Here is a 14,246-nt window from a genome sequence, read left to right as displayed (position 1 = left end):
AAAAGGCCGCAATTGCGGCCTTTTTTGTATCTTAATTGATAACAAATAAAAGGCGTTTTATACGCCTTTTATTTTTATCGCTTATTAACCTTGTTTGCTTGCTACCCACTCGTTTACAAAGCCTTCAAGAGTGTTAAGTGGTACTGGACCACTCTTAAGCACAACATCGTGGAATTCACGAATATCGAACTTTTCGCCAAGCTGTTTCTTCGCGTTTTCACGTAGTTCAACAATCTTGATCATACCGATTTTGTATGCCGTTGCTTGTGAAGGCATTACAATGTGACGTTCTACCATTTTAACGCCGTCTGATGTTGCATTTGGCGTATTATTTACGTAGTAGTCGATACCTTGTTGGCGTGTCCATTTCATTGCGTGAATACCTGTATCCACAACTAAACGACATGCACGCCATAATTCCATCGCAAGACGACCAAAATCTGAATAAGGGTCTTCATACAAGCCCATTTCTTTTGGTACTAACTCTGAGTATAAGCCCCAGCCTTCAACGTATGCTGTGTAACCGCCAAATTTACGGAACTTAGGAATGCCTTCTAATTCTTGTGCGATAGCAATTTGCATATGGTGACCTGGAATACCTTCATGGTAAGCAAGTGCTTCCATTTGGTAAGTTGGCATCGCTTCCATATCGTATAGGTTGGCATAGTAAATACCAGGGCGCGAACCATCTGGTGCAGGTTGTTGATAAAATGCTTTACCCGCTGCTTTTTCACGGAATGCTTCTACACGTTTAACAATCATGTCTGCTTTTGGCTTAACGATAAATAACTCATCAAGACGCGACTTCATGTTGTCGATCATCGCTGTAGCATCAGCAAGGTACTTTGCTTTACCTTCTTCAGTGTTTGGCAAGTAGAACTGCTTATCCGTTTTCATGAATTCCATGAATGCTTTTAAGTCGCCTTTAAAGCCAACTTTATCTTTAATTTCACGCATTTCATCATGAATACGTGCAACTTCAGATAAACCAATTGCATGGATCTCTTTAGCTGTTAATTCAGTGGTTGTTGTGCGCGCTAATGCGTTGTTGTAGTAAGCTTCGCCTTCTGGGAACTTCCATGCACCATCGCGATTATCTGCGCGAGATTCTAAACCAATTAAATAGCTAATCAGCGATTCATAAGCAGGGCCTACAGATGCTTTAAGTGCTTTTGTCGCATCTGTAACAAGTGCATCTTTTTCATCTTGTGCGATTTCAAGCTTTGCCACTTTACGTTTAAAGTCAGCAAGTAAAGTTGAGTCTTCACCTGTGGTAAATGGTGCGCCTTTTAAGATGTTTTTGCTTGAGTCAATTACATGTGGGAATACAAACTTAGGTGCAATAATGCCTTTTTCAGCACGTGTTTCTAAGTCTTTTTCAAGCTGTGTAAATACCGTTGGCACACCATTTAAACGTGAAATATACGCTTTAGCATCAGATACATCGGTAATTTGATGTTGGTTAATTAAAAATGCCGGGATCATCGAATGTGTGCCGTACATTTGATTAACAGGGTAGGTGTGATGGCGCCACTTAAAGTCGCTAATAGTTTGCTCTAAGCCTTGTTCCATTAGGTCGTAGCTTACTTGTGTTGTCGCATCTAGTTTGCTGCGGTCAAATGCACGAAGCGTGATAAGGTCTTGCTTAGCAAGGGCTAAATTTTCTAGTGCACGTGCTTCAGAGCCATCATCCCATTTATCGTAGTCTTTTTTGATGCCCATATAGGTTTGATAAACTGGGCTGCGCATTACACCACGCATAAATACTTCTTCAAAGAACGCGTTAGCACGTTCACTTTCAGATTGTTGTTTAACTACTTCAGCAGTTGTATCTTGTGTTGTTGCTGGTGATTGACAACCAACTAAAAAAACAGAGCTGATTGCTGCTGCAATTAATGAGCGCTTAAGCATTGTGTTTTACCTTTATAGTTATGAAGTTTATAACGAAGTGATTAAACAAACGTTACTGTTTTGCATGGGTCGCTGCAACGACGTTACACAAATAATTGTAACAAGTCATTTAAAAAGCGGTGACCTTTTGCGGTAACTTGCCAGATATTGTCGTTTTGTTGCATTAATCCTGCATTTATTGCTTGATTTAAATTAGAACGCACCTGCTCAATAGGCAAGCCTGTTAACTCAACAAATTCATTGATATTGAATGCCTCTTGCAAACGCAGACGATTCATAAAATATTCAAAAGGCAGTTCGTCAGCGTCAACTTGCCAACTATCAAACAGATACGGGCGGGTTAAATCCATATAACCTTTAGGGTGCTTAACCTTTACGGTACGAGTAATTTGATTGCTGGCTAAGTCGGTTATTTTGCCATGAGCACCACAGCCAATACCTAAATAGTCGCCAAAGCGCCAATAATTCAAGTTATGCTGACATTGAAACCCTGGTTTGGCATAACCTGATATTTCATATTGCTGGTAACCGGCATCGCTTAGTAATTGATGACCTTGCTCTTGAATTTGCCATAAAGTTTCATCTTCTGGCAGCACCGGTGGTTTCGAGGCAAATTGCGTATTTGGCTCTAAGGTGAGTTGATACCAAGAAATATGGGGAGGATTTAGTGCAATCACTTGCTTTAAATCACTAAGTGCATCATCAATGGATTGATCGGGCAAACCGTGCATTAAGTCCATATTGAAACTATTTAAACCAATTGTTTTAGCAAGTTTGGCAGCGTTAATAGCTTCATCAGCATCATGAATTCGACCAAGGCTTTTCAGTTTGTCTTGCTGCAGTGATTGCACGCCAATTGAAATACGGTTTACGCCAGCAGCACGATAGCCAATAAATCGCTCGGCCTCTACGGTACCAGGGTTGGCTTCTAAGGTAATTTCAATATTGTTGGCAAAAGGGATAAGGCGTTCGATGCCAGTAAGTAAATCTGAAATCGCTTGTTCAGTAAATAAACTGGGAGTGCCCCCACCGATAAAAATACTTGTCAGCTTGCGCCCTTGCACATAACTTAAGTCAGTTTTTAAATCATCAAGTAGGTGCTGTACATAGGCAGATTCGGGAATATCCGATTTTAAACCATGACTATTAAAGTCGCAGTAGGGGCATTTTTGCACACACCAAGGAATATGGACGTAAAGGCTAAGCGGTGGCAGTTTCATTACAACGCCTTTAATTGTTCAAGTAATAGACTAAGTGCTTTTCCACGATGACTTAAGCTATTTTTGGTAGCTTTATCTAGCATTGCAGCGCTGCAGTTCATTTCTTTACTAAAAAACACAGGGTCATAGCCAAAGCCTTGCTCGCCTTGACGCTCAGTTAAAATCTCTCCTTGCCATACACCTTGGCAAATAATAGGGGTTGGGTCATCAGCGTGGCGCATAAGCACTAGTACACACCAAAAACGCGCAGTGCGGTTTGGGTTGTCACCAAGTTCGGCTAATAGTTTGTCGATATTGTCGGAGTCATTGGCATTAACACCGGCAAAACGTGCGGAATAAATACCGGGTGCACCGCCTAGGGCTTCTACTTCAAGACCTGAATCATCAGCAATTGCTGGTAGGCCAGTTACTTTTGCGGCATGCCTTGCTTTAATAATCGCGTTTTCAATGAAGGTTGTGCCAGTCTCTGCAACTTCGGGTACATAAAACTCTGACTGTGCAATAACGTCAATATTTAAGCTTGCAAGTTTGTCGGCAAGTTCAGCTACTTTACCTTTGTTGCCTGTTGCCAACACAATTTTTTCAAATGTCATATTCATATCTGTATAGGGTGACTATTTGCTTATTATATCAATTGCAAAGAGTGAATGCTTAGTAGATTTTTGAAATGTTATATAGTTACTTTTCAATGAGTTAAGTGCTGAGTGATTATTCTAAATGCCATAAATATGAAATCTTAGTTTAACAATTGGTGAGTAGGCTATCGCAAAATTTAATTCAAATGGGTACAAAATAATGAAAAAAACATGTGTCGCCCTAGCAATTGCTAGCTTATTCATGACGGGTTGTGGTTCAGACGACAAGGAAATTGTTGAAGTAATCAAAGAAGTTGAAGTGATTAAAGAGGTTGAAGTACCACCGGCCGTAATCACTGAAGTAAAAAATGTGATTTTAATGATTGGCGATGGCATGGGTCCTCAACAAGTTGGTCTTTTAGAAGAATATGCACGCCGCGCACCAAACTCAACATACCAAAGTAAAAATGGTGTAACAGCGCTTTCGAAATTTGCTAATCAAGGTGTTATGGGATTATCTCTAAATGCCCCACACGGTGCTAATGGCAAACTAGTTGTTGACTCAGCATGTTCTGCAACACAATTGGCAACAGGCCTTGCTGCCGGTTCAGAAATGGTTGGTCTAGATGAACAAGGTAATATTGTTGAGACTATTTTAGAAAAAGCGAAAAAAGCAGGTAAAGCAACGGGTTTAGTATCTGATACACGTATTACTCACGCTACACCCGCTGCATTTGCTGCGCACCAACCGCACCGCTCATTAGAACCTGAAATTGCTGAAGAGCTAATTGCAAGTGGCAATGTCGATGTATTACTTTCAGGTGGTGCTCGTGTATTTTTACCATCAGATATTAAAACAGATGCGGCAGATCGTGACGTAATGAAGGCATTAGGCGCACCAGAATCAGTTTATAAAAAATCAAAGCGTAGTGATGACCGCAACCTTGTTGTTGAAGCGAAAGAGCAGTTTGGTTATGAGCTTGCATTTGATAAAGCGCAGCTAAACGCAACTGAAACAACAAAACTACTTGGTTTATTCGCTAACTCAGGTATGGCAGACGGTATTGCATATTCTGCGTGTAAAGAAGCTGATAATTGCTCTCAGCCTTCTTTAAAAGAAATGACAATGAAAGCATTGGATGTGCTATCAAAAGATGAAGATGGCTTCTTCTTAATGATTGAAGGTGGTCAAATTGACTGGGCAGGTCACGCTAATGATGCAGGTTGGATGCTACATGAGCTACTTAAGTTCGATGAAGCTGTTGAAGCTGTTCATGAATGGGTGAAAGACCGTAATGACACATTAGTAGTTGTTACCGCTGACCATGAAACGGGTAGTTTTGGTTTTAGTTACTCGCGTTACAATATGCCAGAGGCAACAACACTGCCTGGTGACGGTATGCAAGGTCGTGACTATAAGCCAAACTTTAACTTTGGTGATTTAAGCCATTTAGAAATGCTGTACAAGCAGTCGGGTACATTCTTTGACATGCTAGATATGGCAAATGCAGATTGGAACTTTGATGCGGCAACAGCCAATGATTGGATGACTGCAATCAATAATTACAGTGCTTATAAGGTAACGTTGCAAGAAGCTGAAAAAGTAGGTGAGCGTGAAAATAACCCTTACTACACACCAGGTCATTCTTATCAAAGTGCTGACGTAACACCTAAATTTGAAGACTTTAACGAGTTTTATGTTTATGCAGACGAAGATCACACTGCAAAAATTGGTCGTGCTTTAGCGCATCACCAAAATGTGGTGTGGGGTACAGGTACGCATACAGCTGCGCCAGTGCCGGTATACGCATTTGGTCCTGAAGGTGTAACTAAGCAATTTTCAACAATGCAGCACCATGTTGATATTGGTCAGAAAATGATGGCAGCACTTGGCTTGTAAGTATTGCTAATTAAAAAAGCGCCGAAAGGCGCTTTTTTAATGTTTAAACTAAGGTGTTTACTAAAGTTTTAGTCAACATAGAATTTTTGTTGAAACTTCAATACTTCAGTTTTGTTTTGTCCTTTAATATCAAGGTTGAAGCGATAAAGCTCTTCATTGCTATAGCCAAGCTCGGCAATGTAATAAATGGCTTCACCATCAACAATCTCTTTAAAAGAGAGCTTTTCTGTGTGCCCCAATAAATTTTTTGCAGTGCCAGAAATACTTACTTTTTGCGCTTCTTTGCTTTTTTTATCGAGCACTGAAATATTGATAACAGCATTATAATTGCTTCGTTCAATACCGTAGTGCTGAGCTATTTTAGGTTGTAAAACAGTTGATGGAAACGCAATGTAATGTACTTGCCAATTGCCAAGCTCTTTATATTGACCACCTTGTTCGGTATTGGCGAAAACAGTTGTGGTTATAAATGCACAACATGCTAAACAAAGTGAAATGAGGGTTTTCATAATTCGCCCCTTAAATGGAAAAATTAATATTAGTATAGATGACAAAAAAGCCGCACTCTGCGGCTTTTTTATTCTACCTGAATTTATTCGTTTTTATCTAAATAAATCAAGGAATAGGATTTGTAAGAACTGTAATCCGATAATTAAAATAAGAATCGATAAATCTAACCCGCCAATTGGCGGAATAATTTTGCGAATTGGACGAAGCATTGGCTCTGTTAGCTGGTGGAAAATAGCTTCAATTGGATTATAGCCTTGGCTTACCCAGCTTAAAATAGCGCGGATAATTAATACCCAAAATACTAAATTTAAGCCTTCTTTTATTACTGTAATCACGCTACCAATAAGCACAGTTACCGGCTCAAACACCGAGAAGAAAAGCAGTGAAATCGTGGTGATTTTTAAACCGGCAATAATAAAAGCAAGTACCAAGGATGCAAGGTCGAAACCGCCAAGTCCAGGTATTACTTTACGAATAGGGTTTAATAACGGGCTGGTGGCTTTTACTACAAATTGACTGAGCGGATTATAAAAATCGGCGCGTGCTGTTTGCAGCCAAAAACGCAGTAAAACTACCATTAAATACAAGTCAAAAATGACTTCGACTAAAAATCGAAATGCATCATTCATTAGAATTCTAGCTCCATTTGTTGTGCGCGAGCGATACACGCATCCATCGCATCTGCAACTGTTTGTGCTAAGTTTTGCTGCTCTAAATGCGCAATGGCCGCGGCCGTTGTGCCACCTTTTGAAGTAACATTAGCACGTAACTGACTGATTGATAAGTCAGGAGATTTTGCCACCATATCGCTAGCACCCACTGCTACCTGTTGTACTAATTGGCGGGCTTGCTCGGCATCAAAACCAAGTGACATAGCTTTTTGCTCTAACGCTTCTAAAAATAAGAAAACATAAGCAGGTGATGAGCCTGTTACTGCAATGATATCGTTAATTTGCTCTTCTTTATCAAGCCACATGACAATACCGGTTGCACTGAATACTTCAGTTGCAAACAGTCTTTCTTCATCGCTCGTATTGTTACTAAATAACCCGCTAACGCCTTTTCCTTGAAGGCTTGGCGTATTTGGCATGCAGCGTATCATTTTAACTGGGTGATCTAACATCTCTTGTAAACGTGCAACTTTAATACCCGCAGCAACGGAGATAAACACTTTGTCTTGGTAAGCGATGCCAGAATCTTTAATTGTTTGACATAACGCTTCCATCATCTGTGGTTTAACCGAGAGCACAACAAAATCTGCTTGATTAATGGCTTGAATATTATCGCTAGTAACTTGAATACCAAAGTCATCGCCAACTTTAGCCAATTTCTCTGCATTGCGGTTGGTTGCGATAATATGATCTGGGCTGAAGCCACTGTTAACAAGACCGCCAATAATGGCGTAACTCATATTTCCGGTACCAATAAATGCAATGGTTTTTTGTGACATAAGGACTCTCTTTTAGTGTTAAGTTAGTTTCTTGGGCCGAAGATATCTGTGCCAATTCGCACCATGGTACTGCCTTGACTGATGGCAGCTTCAACATCGTTGCTCATGCCCATTGAAAGCGTATCTATAGTTGGATATTGGGATTTTAACTCTGTAAAACAACCGTGAAGTTTGGCAAAGCTGGCTTGTTGCTCGCTGGTTGCTTCGCTTTTCTTTGGTATTGCCATTACACCACGCAGTACTAAATTCTCTGCATTGGCAACAAAGGCGGCAATTTCGGGTAATTCGTCAATTGTGCAACCTGATTTTGTGTCTTCATCATCAATGTTAATTTGGATAAGGATATTTAATTTGGCGCTATTTTGCGGGCGTTGCTCATTAAGTCGTCTGGCGATTTTGATACGGTCAACACTTTGTACCCAATCAAAATGAGTTGCTACAAGTGCACTTTTATTTGATTGGATAGGGCCGATAAAATGCCATTCAATATCGTTTAATTCAGATAACTCATTGATTTTATCCACGGCTTCTTGCACATATGATTCGCCAAATTGACGCTGACCTGCATGGTAGGCTTCTCGGATTAAAGTACTAGGCTTTGTTTTACTGACCGCCAATAAAGCCACTTTTTGCCCTGAAATGTGAGAATTTTTTATCGCTTTTGCGATTCTGTCATAGGCTATTTTAAGTCGTTCTGCTATTGTAATCATATAATTATTCAAATAAGTAACTTAGTGGAGCAATCCAATGGACATTACTGAATTACTGGCATTCAGTGTGCAACATAATGCATCAGATTTACACTTATCATCAGGTGTTTCACCTATGATCCGCGTTGATGGCGACGTAAGACGAATTAATATCCCCGCACTTGGACCAAAAGACGTAAACGGCTTAGTGTATGATATTATGAATGATAAGCAGCGAAAAGAATACGAAGAAAACCTAGAATGTGACTTTTCTTTCGAAGTTCCTAACCTAGCGCGCTTCCGTGTTAATGCCTTTAATTCAAACCGTGGTCCAGCAGCTGTATTTCGTACTATCCCAAGCACGGTTTTAACCCTTGAAGACTTAGGATGCCCTGAGATTTTTAAAGATATTTCAAACAACCCGCGTGGTTTAGTGTTGGTAACAGGGCCTACAGGTTCGGGTAAGTCAACCACACTTGCTGCAATGATCGATTACATTAATGCGCACAAGCATCACCACGTTTTAACTATCGAAGATCCAATCGAATTCGTACACAACAACAAACAAAGCTTAATTAACCAGCGTGAGGTACACCGAGATACGCACAGCTTTAGCAATGCGCTTCGCTCAGCGCTGCGTGAAGACCCCGATGTTATTCTGGTTGGTGAATTACGTGACCTTGAAACCATTCGCCTTGCAATGACGGCAGCAGAAACGGGTCACTTAGTGTTTGGCACACTTCACACCACCTCTGCGCCAAAAACCATCGACCGTATTATTGACGTATTTCCAGGTGAAGAGAAAGACATGGTACGTTCAATGCTCTCTGAATCATTACGCGCAGTAATCTCACAAACCCTTGTGAAAAAAGTAGGTGGCGGACGTATTGCGGCGCACGAAATTATGATTGGTACCCCTGCGATTCGTAACCTTATTCGTGAAGACAAAATCGCGCAAATGTATTCGTCGCTTCAAACGGGTGCATCGCATGGTATGCAAACGATGGATCAGTGTTTAGCTAATCTACTTAACCGCGGTTTAATTACACAGCAAGATGCTTATGCAAAAGCGCATGATAAGAATAACTTCGGGGCAGGTGCTCGATAGTTTGTAGAGGTATTTATGTACAATCTTGATCATTTTTTAAGACAAATGGTAGAGAACGAAGCATCGGATTTATTCGTTTCAACACATCTACCGGTAAGTGCCAAAGTAAATGGTGAATTACGTCCAATTGGCCAAGCTGATTTATCTGAAGATGAAGCACTTGCTATGGTTGAATCGGCTATGACGGAAAAGCAAATTAAAGAGTTCCACGAAACTAAAGAGTGTAACTTCGCGATTGCACGTGATTCAGGTCGTTTCCGTGTATCCGCTTTTTGGCAACGTGATAATGCGGGTATGGTTATTCGTCGTATTGTAACCACTATTCCTGAGGTACAAGACCTTGGTTTACCGACAGTACTAACAGACGTGATTATGTCAAAACGTGGTTTAGTGCTATTTGTGGGTGGTACAGGTACCGGTAAGTCTACATCACTAGCAGCGCTTTTAGGCTATCGTAACCGTAATCAACGTGGGCATATTTTAACTATTGAAGACCCAATTGAATTCGTACACGAACACCAAAAGAGCATTGTAACTCAGCGAGAAGTGGGGCTTGATACTGATAGTTTTGAATCTGCGCTGAAAAGTTCTCTTCGTCAGGCGCCTGATGTTATCTTGATTGGTGAGATCCGCTCGCAAGAAACCATGGAATATGCATTGTCATTTGCTGAAACAGGTCACTTATGTGTGGCAACACTGCACGCCAATAACGCGAACCAAGCAATTGACCGTATTATGCACTTAGTACCTAAAGAAAAACACGACAAGTTAAAATACGATTTAGCACTTAATTTACGCGCTATTGTGGCGCAGCAATTAGTACCTACCAGTGACGGCCATGGCCGTGCAGCTGCCATTGAAATATTACTTAATTCGCCAATGGTGGCAGAGCTTATTAAACGTGGTGAGGTAGGTGCAATCAAAGAAACCATGTCTAAATCACGTGATATGGGTATGCAAACATTTGACCAAGCGCTCTTTGATCTTTATCAGCAACACCGTATTAATTACGCGGATGCACTGCATCATGCTGATTCGCCAAATGATTTACGTTTGATGATCAAGCTGCGTAATAATGAACAGCAGGGTGCCGGCTTCTTACAAGGTGTAACTGTTGATGGTCTTGATGGAGATAAAAATCAGTAGTAAGTGAAGCGTCTATGTTGAAGTTATGCCGTTTTAAAGTTTTAGTATTCATTTTATTTAATCTGTTAACAGGTTTTGCTGCATATGCTGCAAAAGCACCCAATGAGATTGATATGTATATCAGAGATGATGTGTATGTTGATTTTCAGGCGTTTGTTGCAGGTCGTGATGTGCATGAAATTACCTCTTTTACAGGTTATCGCATGCGCCGTGATGTAGTGGATATGGTGCTTGCTTTGCAAGCACTTAAACTTGGCGGCTTTAACAAAGAGTTTAACTACCAAGTTGGTAAAGTCACGCTCAGAAATACCAATATTTTAGAGCGTGGCAAACAGCTGCTTAGTTTTGATACTTATTGGTATGCTGATGCTGAAAAAATTGCTGAATATGCTTATATCTCAGAACCTGTGTTTCGCAAAGGCGAATATCTAGCAGGCGTATTTGCGCATCCTGAAAACCGTAAGGTATTTGCTATTGATAGCCTTGACGACTTCAGAAAATTCTCGTCAATTTCAACACCACGCTGGCATGCAGATTGGGAAACTCTTAAGAGCTTGAAGCTTAAAAAACTATACCAAGATGATGAGTGGTTGCAGCAAATTCGCGCAGTTGATAAAAAGTGGGCTGATTTTGTTTTACTGCCTTTTATGCCAGCAGTAAATAATCGCTATAAATTGCATTCTCTTGAATTACTAGCAGTACCTGGTATCGCGCTTACATTTAACGACAGTCGTCATTTTGTAGTGAGTAAAAACCACCCTGATGGCGAAGTGGCGTTTGCTGCACTGCAAAAAGGTTTGGCTATTCTTGCCGAGCAAAAGCGTATTAAATCTGCGTATATTGAGGCGGGTTTTATTCCTGAAGAAGGGAGTGTGAAAGTGTTAAATAGTGAGTTGATAAATAAAGACTAAGCAAGTGCTTAGTCTCCATAAAGGCTTTCAAAATAGCTTTCTAAAATAATTTGTGCCGACATACTGTCTACTTTGCCTTTGGCGAGATTGCGATAACCGCCATGGTCAAATAAGCGCGCCTTTGCATCTGCTGTGGTTAAACGTTCGTCTTGCACTTCAACGTTGTAACCAAACATGCCATGTAAACGTTTAGCAAACTTTTTCGCTTTAAATGTTACCTCTTGATTGGTGCCGTCCATATTCAGTGGTAGGCCAACAATTAATAGATCGGGTTGCCATTCATCAAGTATCTTCTTTAAATTATCCCAGTTAGGAATACCGTCTTTCGCAGGCAATGCATTGAGTGCCGTTGCAGTTCCCGATACCTCTTGCCCTACAGCAATACCAATACTTTTAGTACCAAAATCAAAGCCCATAAAGGTGCGTTGACCTATTGGATTTTTACTCATTAAGCGTGTCCTGAATAAAGCGAAAGTTTATTTACATCAATACCTAAACTTTCTATCGCTTTTTGCCAACGTAAATGCGCTGGGGTGTTAAAAATTATTTCTGGGTCAGCTGGCACAGTAAGCCAGGTATTTTCAATTAACTCACGCTCAAGCTGACCGGGATCCCAGCCAGCATAGCCTAACGTAATGAGAAATTGATCAGGTGCATCATGGCTTGTTAACTCATGTAATACATCTTTTGATGTGGTTATCATGATTTCAGAGCTGATGGCAGAGCTTGAGCTGTAACCAGGCTTGCTGCTGTGTAATACAAAACCGCGGTCGGTATGAACCGGTCCTCCAGACATTACCGCAATACTGCTATTACTTGCCATTTTGTTATTTTCAATATCAATCTGGTCGAGTAATTCACCAACGGTTAAATTGGTTGGTTGATTGATAACAAGCCCCATTGCGCCATCTTCGTTGTGCTCACAAATGTAAGTCACACTGTGTTTAAAGCGTGGGTCGGGCATGTTTGGCATTGCAACTAAAAAGGTATTTTGTAATGACTCGGTTTGCTTACTCATCGATTAGCACCTTTTGCCTTATCTTTAGCTTTTAGTATGCGCTAGTTTTTGCTCAATTGCGTCGAATAGCTTACCAGTAATTGAAATATCATAAGCTGCTTCAATTTCTTTCACACAAGTGGGTGCTGTTACATTAATTTCGGTGAGTTTGTCACCAATAATGTCTAGACCAACAAAAATAAGGCCTTTTTCAATTAATGTTGGCGCAACAGCTTCGGCAATTTTACGCTCAACTTCGGTGATTGGACGTGCTTCACCACGGCCACCGGCAGCAAGGTTGCCACGTGTTTCACCGCCTTGTGGAATACGTGCTAAGCAGTAGGGAATTACCTCGCCATTGACCACAAGCACACGTTTGTCACCGTCTTTAATTGCTGGAATAAAGTTTTGCGCCATCGCATATTGGCTGCCGTGTGCAGTAAGTGTTTCGCAAATAACACCAATGTTTGGGTCGTCTTGTTTAACTCGGAAAATTGATGCACCACCCATGCCATCGAGCGGTTTAAGAATAATGTCTTTGTGCTCTTCTAGAAATGCACGGATATGTGATTGCTCACGCGTTACTAATGTATCTGGGGTATGTTCACTAAACCACGCAGTAAATAACTTTTCGTTAGCATCACGTAAGCTTTGCGGTTTATTAATAACCAGCGTACCTGCTTGCTCTGCACGCTCTAATAGATAAGTAGCATAAATATATTCGGTATCAAATGGTGGATCTTTACGCATTAAAATAACGTCTAAATCAGCAAGGGCGATTGTTTGCTTCTCTTCAAGTTCATACCATTTTTCTGTATTATCAAACACAGTAGCAACTGACGACGTTGCGAAACTTTGCCCACCACGTAAAAACAGGTCATTCATTTCCATATAATGAATTTCAAAACCACGTTTTTGCGCTTCGAGCATCATGGCGAAGCCGGTGTCTTTTTTAATATTAAATCCTGAAATGGGATCTGAAATAATGCCAAGCTTAATCGTCATGTTAGTTTCCTTTATTTTCAACTCTCTATGTTATGGGGATGCTTAAGGTTTAAATCAAGCTAAATCCCCATAAGCAAGTTGCAATGCTGATAAAACAGTGAGCGCTGCGGTTTCAGTACGAAGTACACGTGGCCCAAGTTTAATGTCGATAAAATTGGCAGCTTTCGTTGCTTGGATTTCGCCATCGGTAAAACCTCCCTCAGGCCCAACCACAAAACGCATGTTCTGACGATTGAAGTTGCTGATGCTATCAATGGTTTTAATGCTGTGCTCGGCACGCGGGTGTAACGTCAGTTTGGTTTCATCTGTTAGTTGTGCAAGCCATTGCTCCAGTTTAATAGGAGGATGAACAACTGGCACAAAATTACGGCCAGACTGCTCTGCTGCAGCAATTGCAATTTTTTGCCATTGCTGGTGCTTTTTATCAAGGCGCTCACCTTGCAGTTTAACACCACAGCGTTCGCTAAAAAGCGGGGTGATTTCTGTAATGCCCAATTCAACCGATTTTTGAATGGTAAAATCCATTTTTTCACCGCGAGAAATCCCTTGGCCTAAATGGATTTTTAGCGGTGATTCACTGCTTACATCGTGAAATTCATCTACCGTCACAAACACATTTTTCTTATTCGCTTGTGAGATGGTACAAAGGTATTCACCGCCTTCGCCATTAAATAGGCTAACCTGTTGCCCTTGCTGCATTCTTAAAACGCGGCCTATATGTCCAGCGGCATCGTCGCCAAGTTGCAGTTCTGTGCCGACAACAATTGGACCATCTTGATAAATATGGGGAATGCGCATAATGACTCTCGAAGATTAATATGCTT

Annotated in this window: 15 protein-coding genes; 4 read left to right on the top strand and 11 right to left on the bottom strand. The window is 40.9% G+C overall.

The features are described from left to right. Window positions 1-84: 84 nt before the first annotated feature. The 3 genes from AAEU29_RS15550 to rdgB form a co-directional block, all read right to left on the bottom strand. Window positions 85-1,911 carry a DUF885 domain-containing protein gene (locus AAEU29_RS15550; protein WP_421974174.1) on the bottom strand — a complete coding sequence of 609 codons (1,827 nt, stop codon included), beginning with the start codon at window positions 1,909-1,911 and terminating at the stop codon, window positions 85-87. 83 nt (window positions 1,912-1,994) lie between these two features. Next, a complete protein-coding gene (gene hemW / locus AAEU29_RS15545) occupies window positions 1,995-3,131 on the bottom strand; it encodes a radical SAM family heme chaperone HemW (protein WP_421974173.1) in 1,137 nt (378 codons plus the stop codon). Then, window positions 3,131-3,730 carry an RdgB/HAM1 family non-canonical purine NTP pyrophosphatase gene (rdgB, locus tag AAEU29_RS15540; protein WP_421974172.1) on the bottom strand — a complete coding sequence of 200 codons (600 nt, stop codon included), beginning with the start codon at window positions 3,728-3,730 and terminating at the stop codon, window positions 3,131-3,133. The genes hemW and rdgB overlap by 1 nt, the downstream gene beginning before the upstream one ends. A 196-nt stretch (window positions 3,731-3,926) precedes the next feature. Here rdgB and AAEU29_RS15535 point away from each other — a divergent pair, with 196 nt between their 5' ends. Continuing rightward, a complete protein-coding gene (locus tag AAEU29_RS15535; protein ID WP_421974171.1) occupies window positions 3,927-5,606 on the top strand; it encodes an alkaline phosphatase in 1,680 nt (559 codons plus the stop codon). Between the two features lie 68 nt (window positions 5,607-5,674). Here the strand turns inward: AAEU29_RS15535 and AAEU29_RS15530 are convergent, their stop codons facing one another. The 4 genes from AAEU29_RS15530 to AAEU29_RS15515 form a co-directional block, all read right to left on the bottom strand. Further along, entirely contained in the window at window positions 5,675-6,115 is a 441-nt protein-coding gene (locus tag AAEU29_RS15530; protein WP_421974170.1) for a DUF4426 domain-containing protein, read from the bottom strand. Window positions 6,116-6,208: 93 nt separating this feature from the next. Beyond that, window positions 6,209-6,745, bottom strand: coding sequence for a YggT family protein (locus AAEU29_RS15525; protein WP_421974169.1), 537 nt, complete (start codon window positions 6,743-6,745; stop codon window positions 6,209-6,211). Further along, the gene (gene proC / locus AAEU29_RS15520) at window positions 6,745-7,566 is read right to left on the bottom strand and encodes a pyrroline-5-carboxylate reductase (protein WP_421974168.1); all 822 of its coding nucleotides are present in this window, start codon (window positions 7,564-7,566) and stop codon (window positions 6,745-6,747) included. The genes AAEU29_RS15525 and proC overlap by 1 nt, the downstream gene beginning before the upstream one ends. A gap of 23 nt (window positions 7,567-7,589) precedes the next feature. Beyond that, window positions 7,590-8,276, bottom strand: coding sequence for a YggS family pyridoxal phosphate-dependent enzyme (locus AAEU29_RS15515; protein WP_421974167.1), 687 nt, complete (start codon window positions 8,274-8,276; stop codon window positions 7,590-7,592). A 37-nt stretch (window positions 8,277-8,313) separates the two neighbouring features. Here AAEU29_RS15515 and AAEU29_RS15510 point away from each other — a divergent pair, with 37 nt between their 5' ends. Genes AAEU29_RS15510 through AAEU29_RS15500 form a run of 3 tightly spaced genes read left to right on the top strand, consistent with a single transcriptional unit; the run spans window position 8,314 to window position 11,420 of the window. Then, on the top strand, window positions 8,314-9,363 hold the full coding sequence (locus AAEU29_RS15510; RefSeq protein WP_421974166.1) for a type IV pilus twitching motility protein PilT: 1,050 nt from the start codon (window positions 8,314-8,316) through the stop codon (window positions 9,361-9,363). 15 nt (window positions 9,364-9,378) lie between these two features. Then, window positions 9,379-10,509: a PilT/PilU family type 4a pilus ATPase gene (locus AAEU29_RS15505; RefSeq protein WP_421974165.1), complete on the top strand. Its 1,131-nt coding sequence runs from the start codon at window positions 9,379-9,381 to the stop codon at window positions 10,507-10,509. A gap of 14 nt (window positions 10,510-10,523) precedes the next feature. Next, on the top strand, window positions 10,524-11,420 hold the full coding sequence (locus tag AAEU29_RS15500; protein WP_421974164.1) for a hypothetical protein: 897 nt from the start codon (window positions 10,524-10,526) through the stop codon (window positions 11,418-11,420). Window positions 11,421-11,428: 8 nt separating this feature from the next. Here the strand turns inward: AAEU29_RS15500 and ruvX are convergent, their stop codons facing one another. From ruvX to rsmE, 4 genes are read right to left on the bottom strand one after another with little or no spacing between them, the layout of a single operon-like run. Continuing rightward, on the bottom strand, window positions 11,429-11,869 hold the full coding sequence (gene ruvX / locus AAEU29_RS15495; protein ID WP_421974163.1) for a Holliday junction resolvase RuvX: 441 nt from the start codon (window positions 11,867-11,869) through the stop codon (window positions 11,429-11,431). After that, complete coding sequence (locus AAEU29_RS15490) at window positions 11,869-12,438, bottom strand: YqgE/AlgH family protein (protein WP_421974162.1); 570 nt, start codon at window positions 12,436-12,438, stop codon at window positions 11,869-11,871. Before AAEU29_RS15490 ends, ruvX begins: the two co-directional genes overlap by 1 nt. 24 nt (window positions 12,439-12,462) lie before the next feature. Beyond that, complete coding sequence (gene gshB / locus AAEU29_RS15485) at window positions 12,463-13,422, bottom strand: glutathione synthase (protein WP_421974161.1); 960 nt, start codon at window positions 13,420-13,422, stop codon at window positions 12,463-12,465. Between the two features lie 54 nt (window positions 13,423-13,476). Then, complete coding sequence (gene rsmE / locus AAEU29_RS15480; RefSeq protein ID WP_421974160.1) at window positions 13,477-14,220, bottom strand: 16S rRNA (uracil(1498)-N(3))-methyltransferase; 744 nt, start codon at window positions 14,218-14,220, stop codon at window positions 13,477-13,479. Window positions 14,221-14,246 lie beyond the last annotated feature (26 nt).

The organism is Pseudoalteromonas aquimarina, from assembly GCF_049257255.1.
Lineage (GTDB): Bacteria > Pseudomonadota > Gammaproteobacteria > Enterobacterales > Alteromonadaceae > Pseudoalteromonas.
This window is presented reverse-complemented; position numbering and strand designations above follow the sequence as displayed.

Bases quoted from the DNA above. Each gene is read 5' to 3' on its own strand.
- AAEU29_RS15550 (WP_421974174.1), bottom strand. From the start codon at position 1,911: ATGCTTAAGCGCTCATTAATTGCAGCAGCAATCAGCTCTGTTTTTTTA.
- hemW (WP_421974173.1), bottom strand. From the start codon at position 3,131: ATGAAACTGCCACCGCTTAGCCTTTACGTCCATATTCCTTGGTGTGTG.
- rdgB (WP_421974172.1), bottom strand. From the start codon at position 3,730: ATGAATATGACATTTGAAAAAATTGTGTTGGCAACAGGCAACAAAGGT.
- AAEU29_RS15535 (WP_421974171.1), top strand. From the start codon at position 3,927: ATGAAAAAAACATGTGTCGCCCTAGCAATTGCTAGCTTATTCATGACG.
- AAEU29_RS15530 (WP_421974170.1), bottom strand. From the start codon at position 6,115: ATGAAAACCCTCATTTCACTTTGTTTAGCATGTTGTGCATTTATAACC.
- AAEU29_RS15525 (WP_421974169.1), bottom strand. From the start codon at position 6,745: ATGAATGATGCATTTCGATTTTTAGTCGAAGTCATTTTTGACTTGTAT.
- proC (WP_421974168.1), bottom strand. From the start codon at position 7,566: ATGTCACAAAAAACCATTGCATTTATTGGTACCGGAAATATGAGTTAC.
- AAEU29_RS15515 (WP_421974167.1), bottom strand. From the start codon at position 8,276: ATGATTACAATAGCAGAACGACTTAAAATAGCCTATGACAGAATCGCA.
- AAEU29_RS15510 (WP_421974166.1), top strand. From the start codon at position 8,314: ATGGACATTACTGAATTACTGGCATTCAGTGTGCAACATAATGCATCA.
- AAEU29_RS15505 (WP_421974165.1), top strand. From the start codon at position 9,379: ATGTACAATCTTGATCATTTTTTAAGACAAATGGTAGAGAACGAAGCA.
- AAEU29_RS15500 (WP_421974164.1), top strand. From the start codon at position 10,524: ATGTTGAAGTTATGCCGTTTTAAAGTTTTAGTATTCATTTTATTTAAT.
- ruvX (WP_421974163.1), bottom strand. From the start codon at position 11,869: ATGAGTAAAAATCCAATAGGTCAACGCACCTTTATGGGCTTTGATTTT.
- AAEU29_RS15490 (WP_421974162.1), bottom strand. From the start codon at position 12,438: ATGAGTAAGCAAACCGAGTCATTACAAAATACCTTTTTAGTTGCAATG.
- gshB (WP_421974161.1), bottom strand. From the start codon at position 13,422: ATGACGATTAAGCTTGGCATTATTTCAGATCCCATTTCAGGATTTAAT.
- rsmE (WP_421974160.1), bottom strand. From the start codon at position 14,220: ATGCGCATTCCCCATATTTATCAAGATGGTCCAATTGTTGTCGGCACA.